This is a genomic window from Campylobacter concisus, assembly GCF_003048985.1.
GTDB lineage: Bacteria > Campylobacterota > Campylobacteria > Campylobacterales > Campylobacteraceae > Campylobacter_A > Campylobacter_A concisus_AY.
In genome coordinates, this window is sequence record NZ_PIRS01000008.1 from 105,574 (window position 1) to 127,716 (window position 22,143).

Consider the following 22,143-nt stretch of genomic DNA (forward strand, 5'->3'; position numbering starts at 1 on the left):
TTGCTCCTAGATTAAAATGTTGCCTAGATCATCTTTGATGAGCGGATAGAGCTCGCTAAGCTCAGGGCCGTGAAGGTCGTTTGTAAGAAGCGCACGTAGTGGCATGAAAAAGTTTTTGCCTTTTAAATTTGTAGCGCTCATAAGCTCTTTTTTAAACTCATCAAATGTTTCGCACGGTTTTAAATTTAGAGCTGCTTTTTTGATGATCTCAAATTCGTTTTTATACTCATCTGGAGCTATTTTTGGTGAGTAAATAGCCTCTACTTTTGCCTTTATCTCAGGCACTAGAGAGCTCTCTTGAGTGTAAAATTTAACTAGCTCAACCTTGCTCTCATCCACACCAAAGATCTCTTTTATGCGCTCTTTTGAGGCAATTTTGATGTGCTCTCTATTTATCTGCTCAAGTTTTTTCACGTCAAATCTAGCAGGTGAGCGTGAAATTTTGGTTATATCAAACCACTTCACCGCATCTTCTATCGTAAAAATTTCAGTTGGAGTTTTATTGCCAAGAAGTATCAGATAGTTTGCGATCGCCTCAGGTAAAAATCCCTGCTCAAAGAGCCATTTTACGCTTGATTCGTTCTCGCGTTTGCTCATCTTTTTGCCCTCTATATTTAAAAGGATGGGCAAATGCGCATAGTTCATCTTGCCGGTGTATCCAAGCCCCTCACGTATGAGGTCTTGCTTTGGCGTGTTGCTCACGTGATCCTCGCCGCGTATGACAAAGGTTACGCCCTCAAGCATATCATCAACCGCGCAGGCGAAGTTATAAGTTGGAGTTTTGTCTGCTCTCATGATGACAAAGCTATCAACAGCGTCTGGCTCGAAGCTTAGCTCGCCTTTGATCGCATCTGTAAAGCTCATCGTGCGTGTTGGTTTTTTCATGCGGATGACAAATGGCTTCTCGCAGTTTAAAACTTCAGCGTCGCTTAGTCTCTCGCAGGTGCCGTCATATCTATATGCCACGCCTTGCTCTTTTGCTTTTTGTTTTTTTGCTTCGAGCTCTTCTTCGGTGCAAAAGCAAGCAAAGGCTTTTTTATCGATGAGAAGCTTTGATGCAAGCTGTCTGTGGAATTTTAAATTTTCACTTTGGATGTAAATTTGCTCTGGTTTTATGCCAAATTTGCTCAAAATTTCTAAGATATCTTTCTCTTTTCCCTCGATATTTCGCTCTTTGTCGGTATCTTCTATGCGTAAAATAAAGCCACTTTTATCTTGCAAAGAACAAATATAGTTGAAAATAGCAGCACGTAAATTTCCTATGTGCATATCTCCTGTTGGAGAGGGTGCAAAACGATACATAAGCTCATTCCTTACGTTAAATTTGAAGTTTGGATTATAACACTCGCTTGATAAATTTAAAGTTATGTAATTTTAAATTTTTAGGCTAAGCAAAGCATATTTTTTATAAAATCCGCACGAAAATTTAACTATTTATAGGAGAAAGAATGAGTTTTATCAGCGAATTTAAAGAATTTGCGATGCGCGGAAATGTCATAGATATGGCAGTTGGTGTTGTTATCGGTGGGGCATTTGGAAAGATCGTTTCATCGCTAGTTGGTGATATTATTATGCCAGTTGTTGGTGTTATAACAGGCGGTGTAAATTTCACTGATCTTAAGCTAACACTAAAAGAAGCTGCAGAAGGTGCGCCAGCTGTTACGATAAACTATGGCTCATTTATACAAACAATGGTTGATTTTTTAATCATTGCATTTTGTATTTTTTGCGTCATCAAAGCTTTAAATACACTTAAAAATAAATTACCAAAAGAAGAAGAGGCAGCTCCTGTAGAGCCTGAAACTCCAGCTGATATAGCACTTCTAACAGAGATCAGAGATCTTCTTAAAAAATAAATTCTTAAATCAAAGGGAGAAAGCTCCCTTTGAAATCCGTTAAATTTTGTCCTATTTTTTATGCTAAAATGCTTTTTCATCTTAAAAGCGAGTGAAATATGATAGAACAAATCCCATTTTTTCAAGGTCTTAGCGCCGAGGACCTAGCCAAACTTGAAGCAATAAGTGTTGTTAAAAAATACAAAAAAGGCGAGTTTTTATTTATAGAGGGCGAGGAGCCAAAGTGGCTTACGTTTTTGATAACTGGCTCAGTTAAGCTTTATAAAACTACGGCAAATGGCAAAGAAATTTTTATCCATCAGCTTGCACCTATGAATTTTGTAGCTGAAGTCGTAAATTTTGAAAATATCCCTTATCCTGCAAGCGCCATTTTTACTATCTCTGGTGAAGTTTTAAAGATAAATTATGAAAAATTTGAAGCACAATTTTTAACAAAGCCAGAAATTTGCATGAAATTTCTAAAGTCAATGGCTCAAAAGATAAGAATAACTACAAATTTACTCCACCAAGAGCTAATACTAAGCTCTGAAGAGAAGGTCGCTAGGTTTATTTTAGATCATGAAGATCTATTTAATGAGTTAAAGCATACAAAAATTTCATCAATACTCAATATGACTCCAGAAACTTTTTCGAGAATTTTAAATAAATTTAAAACAAATGGTTTAGTCAAACTTGATGAGAAGAACCAAATTTTGGAAAAAGATATAGGTGGGCTACAAGAAATTTATTCTTATTGAAAGTTAATATCAAATAAATATTTTCATTTACTTAAAGAAAAAATTTATATATTTTTGGATAGTATTCGTCTAAAATTTTCGTAAAAATTTACGATATATTGATAAATTCAGGAGGAAAATTTGGCTGAAGTTAAGAAGAAATTTTTTGTTTGGTCATCTGTGATAATAGGCATCGTAATCGGCCTTATCGCTTCTATGGGCATAGCTGATGCACTTCATGCGACTGGTAGCGGATTTGTCTGTACCATGTGTCACACGATGGATCCTATGAATGCTGCATATCATGAAGATGTACACGGCGGCAATAACAAGCTTGGCATAAAAGCTGAATGTTCAGCCTGTCACCTAAATCATACAAGTGCCTATACCTATGTGCTTACAAAACTTAAAGTATCGATAAATGATGGCTATAAGACATTTTTTACAGATACAGACAAGATCGACTGGCGTAAAAAACGCGAGCATGCATCTCACTTTGTATATGATAGTGGATGTTTGACTTGCCACTCAAATTTAAAAAATGTTATTCAAGCTGGTAAATCATTCTTGCCACATAGAGATTATTTCGTTCTTGGAAATCCTAATAAAAAATCATGTGTTGACTGCCACGAGCATGTTGGTCACAAGAATTTAGGACTACAAATCGATAAATTTGAAGCAATTAAAAAACAAGAAAACAATAAAACCAAGTAAGGAGGAGAGATGTTTAAAAAGTCGCTAATGTTATTAGCCTGTCTAATGTCTTTTGGCTTTGCCGCAAACATGGATGCAAATAAATCTGATGCTTTAAACCTTAATGTTGTAAAAAACATTAAAGTTGCTCACAAAATGTCAGACTTATCAAAAAGCTGTGTTGAGTGCCACGCTAAAGAGACACCCGGCATAGTTGCCGATTGGAAAAATAGTCGCCACGCTCACGTTGGCGTAAGTTGTATGGATTGCCACTCTGTAAATGCAGATAATCCTATGGCTTCAGTTAAGGTGCATCCAAAAGATTCTAACAACCATGTTTCAATGCTAGTTAGCCCAAAAACTTGTGCTAAGTGCCACGAAAACGAAGTTGATGAACTAGTAAAGAGCGGTCACGCAAGAGCTGCTATGCAAATGTATGCTAATCCTGCAATGGTGAAACTAATGTATCACTATGAGGGAGCAGATCATCCTGACTTTAAAATGGCTCCAGATGCCACTGGTTGTTCTCAGTGCCACGGAACCGTCATCAAACTAGACGCTGATCACAAACCTACAAAAGAGACTTGGCCAAACTATGGTATAGGCAATGTTTATCCAGATGGTGGCGTAGGTAACTGTAAATCATGTCACAGCGCGCACACATTTAGTATAGCTGAAGCTAGAAAACCAGCTGCTTGTGCATCTTGCCACCTTGGACCTGATCACCCAGATATTGAGATCTTTAACAACTCAATGCACGGACATATCTATAACAGTGAAGCTCACAAATGGAACTTTGATGCTGCTCCTGATACATGGGATGTACCAGACTTTAGAGCTCCAACTTGTGCAGCTTGTCATATGAGCGGTGTTGGTGAAACAACAACAACTCACAACGTTTCAAGAAGACTAAAATGGAACCTATGGGGCATCAGCAGTAAGCTAAGAACAGCTGGTGATGAACAAGCTGCTGCTATTTACGAAAAAACTGGCAAACTAAACATAGGAACACCTCTAGCAGGTCACCCAAGTGGCGATCCTGAAAAAGCACGTGCTGAGATGAAACTAGTTTGTAAAGCTTGCCACTCTACAACTCACACAGATAACTTCTTCATTATGGGTGATAAACAAGTAGAGCTTTATAACGTTTATAGCGCTGAAGCAACTAAGATGCTTGAAGAGTTGAAAGCTAAAAACCTACTACTAGAAGATGCTTGGTCAGATGAATTCCAAGATGTCTATTATCATATGTGGCACCATGAAGGTCGTCGTATGAGACAAGGCGCTCTAATGGGTGGCCCTGACTACTCACACTGGCATGGTGTATTCGAAGTTAAAAATGATATAAGAAAACTTCGCGAGATCTACAAAAAAAGAATGGAATCTGGTAAAGTAGAGTAATGCTTTTTAGGGTGGGAGTTTTTCCCACCTTTTTATTTTTAAATTCCAAAATTTTATCTTTTAGTTATTATCCTAAAGCAAATACCTTTTAACAATTATTTTTATAAATTTAAATTATAAAATCATACGGCTTAGCACTACAAATTGTTCTAAATAATTAATAAAATTTATAATGTAAATTTAAAAATATAAAATATAATCCTTGTTTTCAAGGAGATATTTTGGGACTTTTTCGGATAATTATTGGGGCATTTATCTTTAGTGTTCTTACAAATTTATACTCATACAAACGTTTTATCAAAAAGGTATCGTTTTTTACACCGCATCTTAAAAAAATTCGTATATTTTTCTATATTATTAGTGTGCTTGAGTTTATATTTGTTCTTCAACTAAGATTTTCTTTTTTAAATATAGAACTCTATCTGATAGCAGGGACGCTCATTGGTTTTTCTCTATTTTTATTTGGTGTTAGTTTGTTTTATGATGTTGTTAGATCTATTTGTTCAAAAGCTCATTTTAATCCCACAAGACGAAAATTTATTAAATTTTGCTTTGATGTGACATTTGTTGTTTTTATAGTTGCTTGCTTTTTAAAAGGAATTTTTAATGCACTTACTCCGCCAAAAATTAGACAAATTAGTATAAAAATAAAAAATTTACAAAATGATCTAAAAATAGCCATGATAACAGATGTGCATATTGGTGAGTTTTTGCAAAAGGACTTTGTTGCTGAGCTTGCAAAAGAGATAAATTTAGCTAGACCAGACCTAGTGGTGATAGTTGGCGACTTGGTTGATATGAGAGCCGAGCTTATAGGCGATTTTTTAGATCCATTAAAAAATCTTAAAAGCACCTATGGCACCTTTTATGTTCCTGGTAATCACGAATACTACCACGGAGTTGATGGGATATTAGAAAAAATTCGCGCTCTTGGCATTAGGATACTTGGCAATAAAAATGAAAAAATAGCTGGCATAAATTTAGCTGGGGTCTATGATCTAGCTGGCATAAGGTTTAAAAATTTAGAGCCAAATTTAAACGAAGCGCTAGCAGGATGTGACCCAAATTTGCCTACCATCCTACTCTCTCATCAGCCAAAATTTATAAAAACTATGCAAAAAGATGTCGATCTAGTGCTTTGCGGGCACACGCACGCTGGACAAATTTTCCCTTTTAGTATCCTAGTTTTGCTGGATCAAGGTTTTTTACATGGGCTTTATAAGATTAATGATAAAATGCAAGCTTATGTTAGTAGTGGTGCAGGATTTTGGGGACCTCCGGTTAGGATATTTGCTCCTAGTGAGATCGCTATTTTAAATTTAAGCAAGGACTAAAATGAACAAGGACAATCTCTTTTCTCAAATTTTTGGCAAGGTTGCAAAAATAAACTTTTTCAAGCCGCTTCAAGAGCTTATCAACTCCTTTTATGTAAAGCTATTTAAGATCGATATGAGCGAGTTTAAGCCAGCAAGTGAGTATAAAAATTTAAACAAACTTTTCACCAGAGAGCTTTTGAAGCCAAGAGAATTTGACGCAGCAGATGAGATATTTATAAGTCCTGTTGATGGTACCTGCCTTAGTTTTGGCACCACGAAAGAGCTAGAAGCTTTTAGTATAAAAGGCATGAGCTACGGCGTGAAGGAGCTTTTGGGGCAGGGCGAGCTTGAGGGCGAGTATGACTTTGCTAACATCTATCTTAGCCCAAAAGACTATCATCACTATCATGCACCTTGTGATATTACGATAAAAAAAGCGGTCTATATCCCTGGCAAGCTTTACAGTGTGGCGGTAAAATGGCTTGGCAAGGTCGATAGCCTTTATACCAAAAACGAGCGTGTGGCGCTACTTTGTGAGATGAAAAATGGCAAAAAACTTTGGCTAGTTTTTGTGGGTGCGCTAAACGTTGGCAAGATGAAATTTTGCTTTGATGAACGCATCCAGACAAATGCGATGGCAAATTTTACACAAATTTATGAGTATGAAAATTTACACATCAAAAAGGGCGAGCGTCTTGGAAATTTCGAGCTTGGCTCAACTATCGTCATACTTAGCGAAAAAGATGCGATCGAATACAACCTTTTTGAAAATAAAGAGCTTAAATTCGCTGAAGCTATCGGTAGGATAAAAGAGCAAAATTGATCCAAAGCTAGCCTAATGCCAAATTTACAGGCTAGTTAAATTTCTATTTTTACCTATGCCGTTTTAAGAATAAATTTGATCTACTATCGGCTTAAATAAATTCAAAAACCTGCAAATCCTTAGCTAGAATTTGATTAAAATCGCTTTGTCAAAAATGCAAGCTACATTAAATCAAAGCGGCAAATTTACCAGCAAAAATTTAAATTTTATCTCACATAAATTTACTAAAGATGCAAGCCTAGAAATTTAGTTTAAATTTACAAGCTAGCCAAACACTCAACTCTTAAATTTTATAAACTTAAAGTTGTTCTTTAGTTCATTTTGGGTCGAATTTATCTCACCAAGCTCTGATTTTACAAAGTTTGTAAGCTCTATCTTGCTCACACTTGGAGATAGGATTTTTATATACTCTTTTTGATTTTTAAGCTCCAAGTTGTTGCTAAAAAGTAGCACTCTAGCATCTAGCTTTAGCCCCGATCTAAGCTCAGATATCGTGGCTATTAGCTCTTTTATATCAAAGCCCTCTGCTGCTTCATCCACAAGCGCTAACGAGCAAGGTTTTGTCTTTATCTTTATCAAAAGCTCGCTAAAGCTATTTGCGATCTCAAGCGTGTTTTGAAACTCGCCAAGAGCGCCAGCAAATATCTTATTTTCAAGCTTCGTGCTCTTGTAAATCACTATATTTTCATTTTTGCTAAAGTATCTATTTTCTTTGCTTGGCTTATAGTTTTTTATAAATTTAGGCAAAATTTGATTTAGATCATCTTTGCTAAAAGGCTTTCTGATCTTCTCATCAAAAGCAGGTAGCAGTTCTCTTTCAGGGATATTTGAGGTGTTTGAGACCACAGCGACTAAATTTATCTTCTCTTCTTGAAGCGATCTTATCTCTTTTACGAAATTTGCCACGCCATTTTCAAAAAATGAAGCATCAATAAATACCGCGTTAAACCTATTTAAAAGTAGTGCTTGCTTAAGCTCTTTATGACTGCTAACGCCTATAACTTCGCAGTCTAAGAAGCTAAAAGCGCGCGAAAACATCTCAAGACTAAGCGGATTTTTATCACATAGCAAAAAGAGCACTTTCTCTTCAGTCAAGCTCTCGCCCTTGTTCTTCTCCATATAGACAAGCCGCGCAACACTAAGTGGCGTGAGCGGATCTTTTAGCAAGACCGCATTTTTTATATTTATATTTTTACTAGCACTCTGCCTTGCAAAGACGATGTCGTAGTTTTTCGCTAGTGCTTGGTTATTTGAGATAATATTTTGAAACCTAAGCCCCATATCTTCTAAAGTAGCTGCGAAAAATTCATTGTATTTTGCATTTATATCAGGCAGATACGCGATCCTTAGCTCGTGATTTAGGCTGAAATTTTGCAGTTTTTGCACCTTTTTTAGGCTAAGGATAAATTTAAACTCATTGCCAGCTCCGCCAAGCGTGCTTATGTCAAGGCTTGAGTTAAAAAGCTTTAGATAAAAGCCGGCAAGTCTTAGATAAAACTCGCTCTCTTCGTCATTTATCTCATTTTCATCTTCTGCGCTTAAAGCCTTTATCTGCTCTTCATTTATGAAAATTTGATTTGTCCTTATCTTTGTTTCGATTAGCAAAAGACCACTTTGACTAAGGGCGTCGCTGACATTTTTTATCTCTACTATCAAGTTGGCAAATTTATCGCATTTTGTCACGACAGCTTGCATGATAGAGCCAAAGACGACGCTTATCTTCTCGCTATCTCCCTCTAGCTCGTCGCTAATGTTTGCGTCAAGATAGGTTAAGAAATTTAGCTTTTTCTCTTGCGTAAAAGGTATCTGCGCTTCAAGTATGTTTGAAAATAAAATTTGTGGGTTAAATGGCTTTAAATTTAGTCCAACTTCGCCATTTTTGCTATCAAGCAAGCCTTTTATATTGCTATAATTTAGCGCGATTATTTGGCTATTTTTTTCTAAATTTTCAAAAAGAAGCTCATTTTTAAGGACGTTTTCATCTTTTTTTAGGGTAGCGACCGAGCTAAAGATCTGCTCTTTTGCTTGATAAAATTTCTTACTTAGCCTAACAAGCAGTCTATCTTTTATAGCAGCAAAGCTTCTTTCTTGCTCATATTTTTGAAGTAGCTCTTTATATAGGGTTATGAAATTTTCTATTAAATTTTGTGGATTTCTATCCCCTCTTTTAAAAATTTCATCTCTTACAAACTTCATTTTTTGATTTAAATTCTCTAGATCTTTTAGCCAGATGTATGTTTTATAGCCAGCGTAAAAGAGCCAAAGAGAAAGAAAAAACATCAAAAGCGTTAGACAAAGCACCTTTACTCTAAAGTTATCATTTAATCTCTTTAGCTCGTCACTTAAGACATTTGCTATCTTGCTAAAGAGCTTGGCTCTATTGCTTTCAAAGGTATATATCTGCAAAATTTCATCACGTGTTAGCTCATTTTTTAGCTTTAGCTTAAAGCGGATCTCGTCATAGCCCTGAGAGGTCTCTATATTATCAAGCCTTTCTATATCTCTTATTATGTTGTCTTTTATGTCGCCATTTGGGAGTAAATTTGCATTTATATCATTGTATTTAAGGCTATTTAGAAATTGTTTTAGCGAACTTTCGGTAATTTTTTCTTTACCCATAAGCACAGCCAAGATATGCTCTTTTGTGGTATTTACGTTTTGAAGCAGCTCATAGGCTCTGAGTAAAGAGAGTATATAGCGCTTGATATCAATGTCTAAAGCAATATCTCTAAATAAAATTTGCCCACTTTCAACAGCAGAATTTGCTAACTCAACAAAGCTAAGAAACGAGAGATTAGAGCTCTCCCAACTTGCATTTGCGTTTTTTAAAACTTCATTTAGCCTATCTCTCATTCTTATGTCATCTGATGTGTTAGAAAGGCTATTTAAAAATATTTTTACAGCTAGATTTTTAGCAGCATTTGCTTTTCTTAGTGTTATTTCGTCTTGTGGCGACCTAGTTTTTTCATATCTTTCGTAAGCAATTCTTTCTGAAACGATCACATCTAAGGTTTTTCTTATCAAACTTTCTTTTTTTACCTCGCTATTTATGTCATAAGAGATCCTAAATTTATCAAAGTAGAGTGCGCCATTATAAAAGCAAGTGATAGCAGCCAAAAATATCGGCAAAAGAACCAAAAATTTACTAACCCTCATGGCCAAGCCTTTTTGAAAATTTATTGCAAAGCGTGTTTATTTCGCCTAGTCTTTCATTGATATGAGCGATCTTTTTCATTTTGTTTGGTCTGGTAAGTAGTGCATCGAAATTTGCCACAAGCGGAGTGATCTTTAAATTTAGAGCCGGCTCTTTTAATATCTTTATGCTCTCTTCTAAAAATTTAGTATCTCTTGCTTGCACCGCACTTTGGATAAATATCATCTTATCTTTTGCTTTGCTTAAAAATATACCAAGATAGGTCGCAAACTCGCTTTTGCTTAAATTTAAAAAGCTAGCCGTCTCGCTAAACCAGCTCTCGTTTAAAACCTCTTCTTCTTTGTCTAAAAGCTCTTTTTCATCTACCTTTAAATTTGGCAAGCGAAGCTTTGTCTTTGCTTTCATCGCAGCTTGTTGGTTTTGGCTGTAAATTTCTGTTTGATCTAGGATTAGAAGCTCGAAATACTCTTCGTTTTTTACTGAGCTGATCTTTGAAAATTTAAGCGTCGCATTTAAAATTTTGCCGTTTTTAGTCTTTAAATTTACTCTTAAATTTGGTCTTTTAGCTAGATAATCTATAAAAACTCCAGGCTCTTTGTAATCCAAAACTAGCTCGTCAATGTCTTTATGCTCGCTTAAAAACTCCCTTATATCTTTAAATTCAAGCAGACCAAGAGAGATATCTCCCATCGCTAAAATTTGACCGTTTTTGTCGTATATTATCACTTCAAATTTCCTTCTTTGAGCGTTAAAAGCTTTGCTGCCACGCTTTTGTTTGTTATTTTTGCCACTTCGTCTAAATTTGCTTCGCTGATTTTATCAAAACTTCCGTAAAAGCTTATTAATTTTGCGATACTGCCCTCTGATACGCCAGCTTGTCTTAGCACTGATCTTTGCATATCGTTTTTCTGCCTTGTTTTTCTGTGAAAACTGATGACAAATCTATGGCTCTCATCGCGCATTTTTTGGAAAAACTGCAGCTTTTTATCGCTCGTGCTTAGGCTAAAACTGCCATTTTTTGTATAAATTTTATCCTTTGCCTCGCCCTTTGCGCGGTGAGCTTTGGCATCTATTTTCTCTTTTGAGATAGCGATCACATCGACGTTTGCGCCGCTACTTGCTAAAATTTCATAGGCTAAGTTTAAAAGCGCCTCACCACCGTCTATGACCCAAAGATCAGGCGGACTAAGCTTATCAAACCTAAGCGCTCTAGCAGTGAGGCTCTCTCTCATCTGATCGTAGTCGTTTTTAGAGCTTAGATGCATGTGGCGGTAGTTTTGCTTCGCCCACTCGCCATGCTCATAGCGCACCATCGCTCCGACACTTGCCTCGCCAAAAAGGTGCGAGTTGTCGTAAGCCTCGACCACGTAAGGTGTATGAGCTAGATTAAAATACTCTTTTATCTCGTTTAGCAGCTCGTTATCGTGCGTTTTTAGGTATTTTTCGATGCTAACTTCGGCGTTTTTGGTGGCGATCTCACAAATTTTACGCTTATCGCCTATTTTTGGGCAAGTGATGCTAAATTTACGCCCAAACCTCTCGTTTAAAATTTCCTCCACTAGCTCGCTATCTTCAAAGTCCTCATGGACATAAATTTTAGTGCTGATTATTGGCTGACCAGCGATGAAGCTTTTTAAAATAGCCTGCTTATAAGCCTCGTTTATCTCGTCTTTTTGAGCGTTTTTAGCCTGCGTGATGTCAGTTTTTACGCCTGTTATCTTGCCGCTTTGCACGCTAAATCTCACCGCGCAGATCATATCATGCACGCAAGCGACCGAGTAGGCCTCAAAGTCCTCAAGCTTAGCAAGATCAACCTCGACCTTTGTTTGCATATTTTTAAGTGTTTGCATCTTATCTCTAGTCGCGGCTGCTTGCTCGTAGTCTTCGGCCTTGGCGTAGTTTAGCATGAGCTCTTCAAGGCGAGCGATGAGTAAATTTGGATTTTGCAAAGCTGTGATAGCCTCAGTGACTATTTTGGCGTAGCTCTCTTTTGAAATTTTACCCTCACATGGGGCGTAGCAACGTTTTAGCTGGTGAAAAAGGCAGGCTTTTTTGCCTTTGATGCAGGACTTTTTCTGAACTAGGTTGAAATTTAGATAAAGCGCCTCAAGTAGTTCGCCAGCTCCACTAAAATATGGCCCAAAATAGCGTATATTTGAGCCTTTTACTACCTTTCTAGTGATCTCAAATCTCGGAAATTCGTCATTTAAATTTATAAAGATATAAGGGTAGGTCTTGTCGTCACGAAGCAAGATGTTGTATTTTGGCTTAAGCTGCTTGATGAAGGAATTTTCTAAGATAAGTGCGTCTGCCTCGCTTGGCGTGACGATGTATTCAAGGTGCACGGCCTCGCTTATCATCTTTGCAATTCTTGGGCTTAGCTTTTCAGCTGGGGCTAGGCTTGGAGTAAATTTAAAGTAGCTTTTGACCCTGTTTTTTAAAATTTTGGCCTTGCCAACATATAAAAGTCTGTTTTGAGCGTCAAAATATTGATATACGCCAGGCTCGTTTGGAAGCGTTCTTATATCGTCTATTAGCATCTTGCCTGCTCATTTTTCTTTAGCAAAATTTCTCTTAGCTCTTCAAATTTCTTATAAATTTGCTCATTTGTGGCTAAATTTTTAAACTCACCCTTGCTTGCTGGCATTATAAAATTTGATCTTTGCGTAGGTTGCGGCGTAAAAAATTTTAGATATTTGCTCACGATAAATCTTATATTTTCTTCTTTTTTGTTTTTTATATAGTTGATCTCGCTAAGAGGTTTTGGCTCGATGACGCTTGCAAAAATGCTATCTTTTTTGACCTTGCAAAATGTTTTTAATAACTCTTTTATATCATTTATACTACTATCACGTCTAAGCTCCAAAAGCCCTGAGGGATGAGTGAGAACGAAGGTTAATATACCTTCTCTAACATAGCAAAAAGCTATGTAAAATCGCTTTGCTTTACCCATGAGGCGCAGAAGCTCTCGGCACTCGTCTGCCATGCTTAATTTTTCTTTATACAAAGGATTTTCGTGGATAGCATCTATCATAAATTTGGCGTCTTTCATAAGGCAATCTTATCATCTTTTATTTTAATTTTAGCTCTTTTTGCACTTAGTGGTTGCGGCTACAAGGACGATCCATTTTATGGCGATGCACCTGTAAAAGAGAAAAAAACTGACAAGATCAATAAAATTTGATCTTAAATTTGGCGTAAGATAAAAATGTAATGCAAGCTTAATAAATTTAACTAACCTAAATTTTAGGCTCATTTAAGTAAAATACGCAAATTTTTATCTTACAAGGAGAGTATATGAGGTTATTTGGACTTCTAAGTTTGTTTTTTGCTTTAGCCTTTGGTGCTGACGGAGAAGCTGCGGCTATTGACTTAACTACTACATGGGCGGGAATTTTATCGCTTATCATTTTTGTTGTTGGATATTTTTTCATAGCAGCAGAAGAGAATTTCCACATCGACAAGGCAAAACCTGCCATTTTTATCGGCACTTTTATGTTCCTACTTATCGGCGTTTATATGCTTATAAATGGCATGGATGTGCATTTGCTAGAGCACGAGGTAAATCACCTGATCTTAGAGATAGCTCAGATCGTCTTTTTCTTGATGGTGGCGATGACATTTATCGAGGCACTTGTTGAAAGAGATGTGTTTAACGCACTTAAATACAACCTAGTTTCAAAAGGCTACACTTACAGAAAGCTATTTTGGCTAACTGGTATTTTGGCATTTTTCATTAGCCCAGTGGCTGATAACCTAACAACAGCACTTATCCTATCAACCGTTCTTTTAACGATAGATAGAAATAATACAAATTTCCTAGTCGCAGGTGCTATAAACATCGTCGTAGCAGCAAACGCAGGCGGAGCGTGGAGTCCATTTGGCGACATCACTACACTTATGGTTTGGGCAGCTGGCAAGTCACCATTTTTAGACTTTTTTGCACTTTTCCCAGCTTCATTTATCGGCTGGTTTGTGACAGCGTTTTTACTTTCACGCATCGTGCCAAATACTGCGCCTCATTTTGACGTGGCAAATGAGCCAAAAGTGGTTATGAAAAAGGGTGGTAAAGCGGTTATCTTTATAGGTGCATTTACTATCTTTTGTGCAGTTATGATGCATCAGTTATTTCACTTGCCAGCTATGTGGGGCATGATGTTTGGCTTCTCGCTACTTAGCCTTTATACGTATTATTTCAAAAAAGCTCACAAAGACGAAGAACCTATGAATGTCTTTCACTATATGTCAAAGATCGAGAACAACACGCTATTTTTCTTCTTTGGAATTTTAGCTGCAGTTGGCGCTCTTCACTTTGCTGGATTTTTAAATTACGCTGTGTCACTTTATGATAAATTTGGCTCAACACCTGTAAATATCGGTGTTGGCTTCCTCTCAGCAGTCGTTGATAACGTCCCTGTTATGTCAGCTGTGCTAAAAGCAAATCCAGCCATGGGAGCTGATGCAGGCGAGTCTATGAGTCAGTGGCTACTTGTGACACTTACAGCTGGTATCGGCGGTTCGATGATTAGTTTTGGCTCAGCAGCTGGCGTTGGAGTAATGGGTAAATTAAAAGGAATTTATACCTTTGGTGCGCATATGAAATATGCATGGATGGTAGTTTTGGGATACATCGTATCACTCATTGTTTGGTATGTGCAGTTTGAAATTTTTCACATCTACTTTTAAAAGGTTATAAATGAACAATACGATTATAGTTTTGGACTTTGGTTCGCAGTATACTCAGCTAATAGCTAGAAGGCTAAGAGAAGAGGGAGTTTATACTGAAATTTTGCCATTTAACGCAAAACTAAGCGATATAAAGGCAAAAGATCCAAAAGGTATCATTTTAAGTGGTGGTCCAGCTAGCGTTTATGCTAAAGACGCTTACTTTTGTGATAATGGCGTTTTTGAGTTAAATATCCCTATACTTGGCGTTTGCTACGGCATGCAGCTACTTGCTCACACGCATGGTGCTGAGGTTTTAGCAGCTGATCACAAAGAGTACGGCAAGGCTGAACTTAGTGTGGTAAAAGAGCACGATCTTTTTAAAGATACACCTTCAAAACAAATCGTATGGATGAGCCATAGTGACTATGTAAAAGATCTGCCAAAGGGCTTTGAGGCGATTGCGGTCAGCGAAAATTCGCCTTATTGCGCCTTTGGCGATGATAAACGCAAATTTTATGCGATCCAGTTTCACGCAGAGGTACAACACAGCGAGTATGGCACGCAAATTTTAAAGAATTTTGCTAAATATATTTGCGGCTGCGAGAGCACATGGAATATGGGAAGCTTTGCTAAAAATAAGATAGAAGAGATAAGAAAAACAGTCGGCACGCACAAGGTGCTTTGCGCAGTTAGCGGTGGCGTGGATAGCTCTGTGACTGCAGCACTTTTAGCAGCCGCTGTGCCTGAAAATTTGATCCTTGTATTTGTTGATAACGGACTTCTTAGAACAAACGAAAAAGAGCAAGTTGAGGCTACATTTAGAACAAAGCTTGGCGTTGAGCTAGTTAGCATAGATGCGAGCGAAACATTTTTAGGTCGCTTGGCTGGCGTCGTTGATCCTGAGAAAAAACGCAAGATCATAGGCGAGACATTTATAGAAATTTTTGAAAAAGAGGCTAAAAAGCATGGCGATGTGAAATTTCTAGCTCAAGGCACTCTTTATACTGATATCATCGAAAGCTCAGTCGTTGGCTCAAGCAAGACCATAAAGAGCCACCATAACGTTGGAGGCTTGCCTGATTGGATGACATTTGAGCTAATAGAGCCTTTAAGAGAGATTTTTAAAGACGAGGTTAGAAAGCTAGGACTTGAGCTTGGACTAAGCCGCGAGCTAGTCTTCCGCCATCCTTTCCCAGGACCTGGTCTTGCGATCCGCATAATGGGCGAGGTAAATAAACCAAGCCTAGAGCTACTTCGCAAAGCTGATGTGATCTTACGCGACGAGCTAAAAAGCACTGGCTGGTATAACAAAACTTGGCAGGCATTTTGCGTACTTTTAAATGTAAATTCTGTTGGCGTTATGGGCGATAATCGCACCTACGAAAACGCTGTTTGCGTGCGCGTAGTCGATGCAAGTGATGGCATGACTGCAAGTTTTTCAAGGCTTCCTTATGATCTGCTTGAAAACGTAAGCCGCCGCATTATAAACGAAGTAAATGGCATAAACCGCGTAGTTTATGACATCTCAAGCAAGCCACCTGCAACTATCGAGTGGGAGTAAAACTAAAGGTGGTTCGCCACCTTTTGCTCTTTTAAATTTGTAAATTTAATCTCTTAAAAATTTTCTCCGTAAATTTCATTTTAACTGGCTTTTTGTTTATAAATTTTTTAGTTAAATTTGTATTGTTTAGTGTTGGTGAGCGAGTTTTTTGACACCAGAGAAGCCACCATTATCGGCTCACGTGTGGGATATAGAAGTTATAGCGGAGATAGGTTTCCGATAATTGGCGCTTTGCACGATGAGGTGTTTTACAAGCAAAACTACAAGGGGCTATTTTGGAGTAAAAATAAAGATAACAATCCAAAAGCAAGCTACGAAAAAAATGTCTTTGTAAATTTCGCTCACGGATCACGTGGCCTTGGCACGGCGATACTTGGAGCAAATTTGATAATGGATCTTGTGCTTGCTCGCCCACTTTGCATAGAAAGATCGCTATTTTTTGAGCTTCATCCTGCTAGATTTTTGATAAGAAAGCTAAAAAAAGGACTAAAGGTATAAATTTAACAAGCTTGATCTCATAGAAATTTCAAGCATTTTGGCATAGTTGGCGGAGCTAGTGCAAATTTAAATTTACGCAAAAGGCTTGAAACTCTTTGCCAAAAAAATGGGTGCGAGCTTTTGTTAGCTCCACTTGCGTTTTGCTCTGATAATGCGCTGATGATAGCAAGAGCTGGACGTGAGAAATACTTAAAAAAAGAGTTTATCTCGCATGATAAACTAACTATAAATCCAAGGGTTAGTTTTAAGAAATTTGAAATTTAAAATTAGAGTAAATTTGATGGTGGCTAAAGCTAGCCACCTTGTTTAAATTTAAAGCCTTGTCTTCATCTTTTCAAATTCATCTTTTATCACTTGTTCGTGTGGCTCGCTAGTCATTTTATTTATCGCGTCGCCCCAGATACTTACCATGATGATGGCTAGGCTTGAGGTTAAAATGCCAGGTAAAATTTCATAAACATAGGCATTTAGCCCTGATGTTATCCAAAATATCACGGTAGCACCGCCAGCTATCATACCAGCAAGTGCTCCAAGTGCGCTCATACGTTTCCAGTAAAGGCTAAAAAGAAGCACCGGACCAAAGCTCGCGCCAAATCCAGCCCAAGCGTTGCCAACAACGTTTAAAACGTTATCTGTAGAGATAAAGGCAAGCACAGTGGCAATTATCGCCACGACCACGACTGCATAGCGGCTGATCGCTGTTTGCGTGCTTTGGCTAACTTCTTTTTTATAAAAGGCAAAGATGAAGTCCTTTGTGACCGAGCTTGAAGTGACCAAAAGCTGGCTTGAGATGGTGCTCATGATCGCTGAAAGCACGGCTGAGATGATGATACCTATAAAAAATGGTGGGAAAAGTAGCTCACCAAGCTTTAAAAACACGGTCTCAGGATCGCTTAGTCCGCCTCTTTGGCTAAAATAGACAAATCCGATAAGTCCGCTCATGATAGCACCTAGTAGACCGATCGTCATCCAGCCGATGCCGATCCTTCTTGCCTTTGCAAGCTCTTTTGAGTCGCGTATCGCCATAAATCTAACGATGATATGTGGTTGCCCAAAGTAGCCAAAGCCCCAAGCTAGAAGGCCCAAAATGCCCCAGAAAGTCTGATCTCTAAATGGATTTAGGTGATTTGCGTCAAGTCTGCTTATCTCTTTTATCAAATTTGTATCGCTTGGCAGGTCTAAATTTAGATATGCCACGACTGGGATCGAGACTAGGACGCAAAACATCAAAAGTCCCTGAAATGCGTCAGTTATGCTAACAGCCTTAAATCCGCCAAAAAATGTGTAAAAGACTACGATGATTAGCGTAAAGACCGCTCCGTATGCAAATTTTAAGCCAAAAAAGCTCTCAAATGTCTTGCCGCCAGCGATGATGCCACTACTTACGTATAGTGTGAAAAATATCAAGATGATAAGACCTGATATGATCCTTAAAATTTTCGTCCTATCTTTAAAGCGGTTTTCTAAAAAATCAGGTATCGTAATACTGTCGCTCGCAACCTCGGTATAGACCCTAAGCCTTTTTGCTAGAAATAAGTAGTTGCAGTAAGCTCCCACGATAAGGCCAGCTATCATCCAGATATTTGCCACGCCAGTCGCGTATAATGCCCCGGGCACGCCAAGTAGCATCCAACCACTCATATCAGAAGCGCCAGCGCTAAGTGCGGTGACGACTGGACCCATTTGGCGGTTATCCAGTAGATACTCGTTCATACTTGCATTTTTATCGTAGAAATATCGTCCGATGAAGAGCAAGAAACCAAAATAGATGGCGATGGCTAAATAAGACCCAAAGCTCATAAATTTCCTTTCAAATAAAATAAAACGCTTATGTTATTACAAATTTATTTAAATTTCAATGCTAGGCAATCCTTAAATTCATTTAAGCAAAATGATATAATTTTTTTCGTATCATTTGAGGCTACATTTTAAAGAAAGGACGAAGTTGAACGCTCAAAACTTAGCCAAATTTCTATTTTTTATAATAATTGTCTCACTTGGAACATACTTTTTCTATCCAAGAGATCTTAGCGAGGCGCAAGAGATCGCATATATCAAGAGCTACGGAGTGACGCTGGGGCTTACTATCGGTGGTGTCGCCATAGGTATTACGCTTGGATTTATCTTGGCGTTTATTAAATTTTTAAACATCAAAGTTATAAATTTTATAATAGACGAATACATCGACATTTTGCGTGGAACGCCTGTAATACTTCAACTTCTTATATTTTCAGTGGTCATTTTCGCCACTTGGAGTGACAACTTCTACGTCGCTGTGATCGCACTTGGACTAAATAGCTCAGCATACGTCGCTGAGATCGTAAGAAGCGGCATAAATAGCGTTGATAAAGGCCAGATGGAGGCAGCTCGCGCGATGGGCCTAAACTACTACGTTTCTATGCGTGAGGTGGTTTTTCCGCAGGCTACAAAAAATATCTTGCCAGCGCTTGCAAATGAGTTTATCTCACTTTTTAAAGAGACTTCAGTCGTTGGCTATATAAGTGTCGTTGATATCACAATGCAAAGTAAGAGCCTTCAGGCGGTGTTTTACAGCCCAGAGCCAGTCATTTTTACAGGCATCGTTTACTATGTGAGCGTTAAATTTTTCACCTTCTTGGTGAAACTACTTGAGAGGAGACTAAATCGCCATGATTGAGATTAAAAATTTAAATAAAAGCTATGGCGATCTACTCGTTTTAAACGGCATCAGCGTAAATATCAAAAAAGGTGAGGTTATAGCGATAATTGGCCCAAGTGGTGGCGGCAAAAGTACATTTTTACGCTGCATAAACCGCCTTGAAGAGCCAGATAGTGGGCATATCAAGATAAACGGCGAAGATATCTTGGATAAAAAATCAGACATAAATAAAATTCGACAAAAAGTGAGTATGGTGTTTCAGCACTTTAACCTTTTTGCAAACAAAAACGTCTTGCAAAATTTGACCCTAGCTCCGATAAAAGCTGGGATTTTAGACAAAGAGAGTGCCGAGAAGAGGGCTGAGGAGCTGTTAAAGAGCGTTGGGCTAAGCGATAAGAAATTTGCCTATCCGCATAAGCTCTCAGGCGGTCAAAAACAGCGTATCGCGATCGCTAGAAGCCTAGCAATGGAGCCGGAGGTGATACTATTTGACGAGCCAACAAGTGCGCTCGATCCTGAGATGATCGGTGAGGTGCTTGATATCATGAAAGATGTCGCAGCAAGGGGCATAACTATGCTTGTGGTGACTCACGAGATGGGCTTTGCAAGAAACGTGGCAAATAGAATTTTCTTTATGGACAAAGGCAAGATAGCCGTTGATGACACGCCAAAAAACGTCTTTACAAATCCGCAACATGAGCGTCTACAAGAGTTTTTAGGCAAAATTTTAAACCACTAATAAAGGAGAAAAATGAAAAATTTATTAAAAGTTCTAGCGTTAGGGTTGGTTCTGTTTTTTATAGGTTGTGGTGATGATAACGGCAAAAAAACCGCTGCAAATGCGCCAGAAGCTAGCAAAGAGGTAGTTTATAAGGTCGGATCAAGTGCTGATTATCCTCCATTTGAGTATCTTGATGATAAAAATCAAATCGTTGGCTTTGAGATAGATCTTCTAAATGAGATCACTAAAAAAACTGGGATCAAATTTGACGTTGCAAATATGAGTTTTGATGGGCTAATACCAGCTTTAAAAACAGGCAAGATCGATATCGCGATAAGCGGTATGAGCGCGACTGATGAGAGAAGAAAGTCAGTTGATTTTACTAAGCCATATTATTTTTCAGAGAATTTATTTATTCACAAAAAAGGTTCAGATGTAAATAAAGACAATCTTAAAGATAAGAAAATTTCAGCTCAAGTTGGCACAATCCAAGAGGATGCAGCTAAAAAGATCACAACTCAGTCAATCCCAGCTGAAAACGTAGCGGCAGCTATAATGTCACTAAATGCCGGTAAGATCGATGTTGTGCTCACTGATAGTCCAATAGGTGTTGAGTTTTTGAAACAAAATCCAGACTTAGAGGAGTTTTTAAGACTTCCTGACGGCACAGAGGGCTTTGCGATGGCATTTGATAAGGGCAAACACACTGATCTTATCAAAAAGATAGATGCTGCGATCGAAGAGCTTCAAAAATCTGGCGAATTTGACAAAATGCTCGCTAAATACGGCCTTAAAAAATAAATCCTAATATAAATTGCAAGAGGCAAAATGCTTCTTGCAAAAAATCTCACAAATTTCTAATTTATAAAATTAAATATTATTTAAATATATTGTAATAAAATTGTCAACTTGATTTAATTTAAGGAGAACGCAATGAAGTCACTCAGGATGAGAACGGCACTTGTGCTAAGTGTCATGCTTTTGGTTTGTGTTAGTGTGGTTGGTCTTGTGACCTATAACATGGCTAAAAATTTATATACCGATAGAGTTGAAAGCAAAGAATTTCCACTTGCAGTCAATGAAGTTGGTTATAAAATAGAATCTTACATCGATAAGATAATCGACGCTTCTTATCAAATAACTCAAAATAGCTTTTTAATAGACTGGGTCAAAAATGGCGAGGACGAGCACGGCAGAAAGGTCTTGTTTGACTATTTTCAAACTCTTGCTAAAAATTTAAAGCTAGATACAATAATGTTTGGCTCAGATAGAACCCTAAACTACTACGTCGAAGATAAAATTTTAAAGGTCATTAACCCAGAAAATGACAAATGGTACTATGCTTTAAAAGATGGCAGCAGCCCAAGCCTAATCGACATCAACAAGGCTGAAGACGGCAGCGGCAAGATAATGATGTATATAAACTACAAAGTTCAAAAAGATGATAAATTTTATGGTATCGCAGCGACTGGCGTAAATTTAAGCGAGATAGTAAATTTTGTCCAGTCACAAAAGATAGGCCGCGGCGGTAAATTTCTACTAGTCGATGAAAAAGGCGACATCAAGATCGGCAAAGACGTAAGCGGCAATCTAAAAGATATAGTTGGCGAAGCAAATCTCAAAAAACTTCTCAGTGAAAATGGTGGCTATGTCTCACTAGAAATAGATGGCAGAAATTTATTGATTGGCTCAAAATATATCAAAAATATGGGCTGGTATCTTATCGGTGAGCTTGATAAAGATGAGCTTTTGGAGGATCTAAACTCACTTGCATATGCATCTGTTGGTGTTCTTGTAGTGGTGCTTATTTTAGGACTATTGCTCTCACTTTACCTATCTTCATATCTTTTAAAAATCATCCTCAAACTAAAAACAGGCCTACTATCTTTCTTTGATCTACTTAACTATAAGACAAATAAAGCAGACCCTATATATATAAATTCTAAAGATGAATTCGGCGTTATGGCAGAACTCATCAACGAAAACATCAAAAAGATACAAGACACTGCTAATCAAGATGCTACTGCTGTTAATCAATCAGTATCAACAGCTAAAGAGATAGAAAAAGGAAATTTAAAAGCTAGGATCACAGAAAACC

19 protein-coding genes and 2 pseudogenes are annotated in these 22,143 nt (G+C 37.8%); 15 read left to right on the forward strand and 6 right to left on the reverse strand.

Annotation, left to right across the window (positions count from 1 at the left end; translation table 11 throughout):
- Nucleotides 1-6: 6 nt before the first annotated feature.
- Nucleotides 7-1,302, reverse strand: coding sequence for a glutamate--tRNA ligase (gene gltX / locus CVS91_RS06820; protein WP_107831187.1), 1,296 nt, complete (start codon nucleotides 1,300-1,302; stop codon nucleotides 7-9).
- 146 nt (nucleotides 1,303-1,448) lie between these two features.
- On the opposite strand from gltX, the gene mscL reads away from it, so the two are divergent.
- From mscL to CVS91_RS06850, 6 genes are all read left to right on the forward strand, one after another.
- Nucleotides 1,449-1,856 carry a large-conductance mechanosensitive channel protein MscL gene (gene mscL / locus CVS91_RS06825; protein ID WP_107831189.1) on the forward strand — a complete coding sequence of 136 codons (408 nt, stop codon included), beginning with the start codon at nucleotides 1,449-1,451 and terminating at the stop codon, nucleotides 1,854-1,856.
- 98 nt (nucleotides 1,857-1,954) lie between these two features.
- On the forward strand, nucleotides 1,955-2,593 hold the full coding sequence (locus CVS91_RS06830; RefSeq protein ID WP_107831191.1) for a Crp/Fnr family transcriptional regulator: 639 nt from the start codon (nucleotides 1,955-1,957) through the stop codon (nucleotides 2,591-2,593).
- A gap of 120 nt (nucleotides 2,594-2,713) precedes the next feature.
- Nucleotides 2,714-3,286, forward strand: coding sequence for a cytochrome c3 family protein (locus CVS91_RS06835; RefSeq protein ID WP_021089703.1), 573 nt, complete (start codon nucleotides 2,714-2,716; stop codon nucleotides 3,284-3,286).
- A 9-nt stretch (nucleotides 3,287-3,295) separates the two neighbouring features.
- Nucleotides 3,296-4,666 (forward strand): multiheme c-type cytochrome, encoded by a 1,371-nt coding sequence (locus tag CVS91_RS06840; RefSeq protein WP_107831193.1) that lies wholly within the window; start codon nucleotides 3,296-3,298, stop codon nucleotides 4,664-4,666.
- A 221-nt stretch (nucleotides 4,667-4,887) separates the two neighbouring features.
- Nucleotides 4,888-6,000: a metallophosphoesterase gene (locus tag CVS91_RS06845; protein WP_107831195.1), complete on the forward strand. Its 1,113-nt coding sequence runs from the start codon at nucleotides 4,888-4,890 to the stop codon at nucleotides 5,998-6,000.
- A 1-nt stretch (nucleotide 6,001) separates the two neighbouring features.
- Nucleotides 6,002-6,805, forward strand: coding sequence for a phosphatidylserine decarboxylase (locus CVS91_RS06850; protein WP_107831197.1), 804 nt, complete (start codon nucleotides 6,002-6,004; stop codon nucleotides 6,803-6,805).
- Nucleotides 6,806-7,081: 276 nt separating this feature from the next.
- On the opposite strand, the gene CVS91_RS06855 is transcribed toward CVS91_RS06850, so the two are convergent.
- Genes CVS91_RS06855 through CVS91_RS06870 form a run of 4 tightly spaced genes read right to left on the reverse strand, consistent with a single transcriptional unit; the run spans nucleotide 7,082 to nucleotide 12,945 of the window.
- Nucleotides 7,082-9,961, reverse strand: coding sequence for a histidine kinase (locus tag CVS91_RS06855; RefSeq protein WP_107831199.1), 2,880 nt, complete (start codon nucleotides 9,959-9,961; stop codon nucleotides 7,082-7,084).
- Nucleotides 9,951-10,685, reverse strand: coding sequence for a hypothetical protein (locus tag CVS91_RS06860; protein ID WP_107831201.1), 735 nt, complete (start codon nucleotides 10,683-10,685; stop codon nucleotides 9,951-9,953). The genes CVS91_RS06855 and CVS91_RS06860 overlap by 11 nt, the downstream gene beginning before the upstream one ends.
- Nucleotides 10,682-12,499, reverse strand: a complete 1,818-nt coding sequence (gene uvrC, locus CVS91_RS06865; RefSeq protein WP_107831203.1) for an excinuclease ABC subunit UvrC — start codon at nucleotides 12,497-12,499, stop codon at nucleotides 10,682-10,684. The genes CVS91_RS06860 and uvrC overlap by 4 nt, the downstream gene beginning before the upstream one ends.
- Complete coding sequence (locus tag CVS91_RS06870; RefSeq protein ID WP_107831205.1) at nucleotides 12,493-12,945, reverse strand: hypothetical protein; 453 nt, start codon at nucleotides 12,943-12,945, stop codon at nucleotides 12,493-12,495. Before CVS91_RS06870 ends, uvrC begins: the two co-directional genes overlap by 7 nt.
- 30 nt (nucleotides 12,946-12,975) lie before the next feature.
- Here CVS91_RS06870 and CVS91_RS10320 point away from each other — a divergent pair, with 30 nt between their 5' ends.
- The 5 genes and pseudogenes from CVS91_RS10320 to CVS91_RS06890 form a co-directional block, all read left to right on the forward strand.
- On the forward strand, nucleotides 12,976-13,143 hold the full coding sequence (locus CVS91_RS10320) for a lipoprotein (protein ID WP_199906244.1): 168 nt from the start codon (nucleotides 12,976-12,978) through the stop codon (nucleotides 13,141-13,143).
- 113 nt (nucleotides 13,144-13,256) lie between these two features.
- Nucleotides 13,257-14,645: a sodium:proton antiporter NhaD gene (nhaD, locus tag CVS91_RS06875; protein ID WP_107831207.1), complete on the forward strand. Its 1,389-nt coding sequence runs from the start codon at nucleotides 13,257-13,259 to the stop codon at nucleotides 14,643-14,645.
- 10 nt (nucleotides 14,646-14,655) lie between these two features.
- Nucleotides 14,656-16,188, forward strand: coding sequence for a glutamine-hydrolyzing GMP synthase (gene guaA, locus CVS91_RS06880; protein ID WP_107831209.1), 1,533 nt, complete (start codon nucleotides 14,656-14,658; stop codon nucleotides 16,186-16,188).
- Nucleotides 16,189-16,323: 135 nt separating this feature from the next.
- Nucleotides 16,324-16,686: pseudogene (locus tag CVS91_RS06885) on the forward strand (bifunctional tRNA (5-methylaminomethyl-2-thiouridine)(34)-methyltransferase MnmD/FAD-dependent 5-carboxymethylaminomethyl-2-thiouridine(34) oxidoreductase MnmC); the annotation flags it as partial.
- Nucleotides 16,687-16,707: 21 nt separating this feature from the next.
- A pseudogene (locus CVS91_RS06890) lies at nucleotides 16,708-16,950 on the forward strand (tRNA (adenosine(37)-N6)-threonylcarbamoyltransferase complex transferase subunit TsaD); the annotation flags it as partial.
- Nucleotides 16,951-16,998: 48 nt separating this feature from the next.
- Here CVS91_RS06890 and putP read toward each other — a convergent pair.
- Complete coding sequence (gene putP, locus CVS91_RS06895; protein WP_107831213.1) at nucleotides 16,999-18,486, reverse strand: sodium/proline symporter PutP; 1,488 nt, start codon at nucleotides 18,484-18,486, stop codon at nucleotides 16,999-17,001.
- A gap of 145 nt (nucleotides 18,487-18,631) precedes the next feature.
- Between putP and CVS91_RS06900 the strand changes: the two genes are divergently transcribed.
- From CVS91_RS06900 to CVS91_RS06915, 4 genes are all read left to right on the forward strand, one after another.
- Nucleotides 18,632-19,342 carry an amino acid ABC transporter permease gene (locus CVS91_RS06900; protein WP_107831215.1) on the forward strand — a complete coding sequence of 237 codons (711 nt, stop codon included), beginning with the start codon at nucleotides 18,632-18,634 and terminating at the stop codon, nucleotides 19,340-19,342.
- Entirely contained in the window at nucleotides 19,335-20,063 is a 729-nt protein-coding gene (locus CVS91_RS06905) for an amino acid ABC transporter ATP-binding protein (protein ID WP_107831218.1), read from the forward strand. Before CVS91_RS06900 ends, CVS91_RS06905 begins: the two co-directional genes overlap by 8 nt.
- A gap of 12 nt (nucleotides 20,064-20,075) precedes the next feature.
- Nucleotides 20,076-20,846, forward strand: coding sequence for a basic amino acid ABC transporter substrate-binding protein (locus CVS91_RS06910; RefSeq protein WP_107831220.1), 771 nt, complete (start codon nucleotides 20,076-20,078; stop codon nucleotides 20,844-20,846).
- A gap of 132 nt (nucleotides 20,847-20,978) precedes the next feature.
- Nucleotides 20,979-22,143, forward strand: a 1,165-nt coding sequence (locus tag CVS91_RS06915) for a cache domain-containing protein (RefSeq protein WP_159071403.1), incomplete at its 3' end; no start/stop codon positions are given.

Excerpts from the sequence above, each read along its gene's own strand:
- gltX (WP_107831187.1), bottom strand. The coding sequence starts at position 1,302 with ATGTATCGTTTTGCACCCTCTCCAACAGGAGATATGCACATAGGAAAT.
- mscL (WP_107831189.1), top strand. The coding sequence starts at position 1,449 with ATGAGTTTTATCAGCGAATTTAAAGAATTTGCGATGCGCGGAAATGTC.
- CVS91_RS06830 (WP_107831191.1), top strand. The coding sequence starts at position 1,955 with ATGATAGAACAAATCCCATTTTTTCAAGGTCTTAGCGCCGAGGACCTA.
- CVS91_RS06840 (WP_107831193.1), top strand. The coding sequence starts at position 3,296 with ATGTTTAAAAAGTCGCTAATGTTATTAGCCTGTCTAATGTCTTTTGGC.
- CVS91_RS06850 (WP_107831197.1), top strand. The coding sequence starts at position 6,002 with ATGAACAAGGACAATCTCTTTTCTCAAATTTTTGGCAAGGTTGCAAAA.
- CVS91_RS06855 (WP_107831199.1), bottom strand. The coding sequence starts at position 9,961 with ATGAGGGTTAGTAAATTTTTGGTTCTTTTGCCGATATTTTTGGCTGCT.
- uvrC (WP_107831203.1), bottom strand. The coding sequence starts at position 12,499 with ATGCTAATAGACGATATAAGAACGCTTCCAAACGAGCCTGGCGTATAT.
- CVS91_RS06870 (WP_107831205.1), bottom strand. The coding sequence starts at position 12,945 with ATGGCAGACGAGTGCCGAGAGCTTCTGCGCCTCATGGGTAAAGCAAAG.
- nhaD (WP_107831207.1), top strand. The coding sequence starts at position 13,257 with ATGAGGTTATTTGGACTTCTAAGTTTGTTTTTTGCTTTAGCCTTTGGT.
- guaA (WP_107831209.1), top strand. The coding sequence starts at position 14,656 with ATGAACAATACGATTATAGTTTTGGACTTTGGTTCGCAGTATACTCAG.
- putP (WP_107831213.1), bottom strand. The coding sequence starts at position 18,486 with ATGAGCTTTGGGTCTTATTTAGCCATCGCCATCTATTTTGGTTTCTTG.
- CVS91_RS06905 (WP_107831218.1), top strand. The coding sequence starts at position 19,335 with ATGATTGAGATTAAAAATTTAAATAAAAGCTATGGCGATCTACTCGTT.
- CVS91_RS06910 (WP_107831220.1), top strand. The coding sequence starts at position 20,076 with ATGAAAAATTTATTAAAAGTTCTAGCGTTAGGGTTGGTTCTGTTTTTT.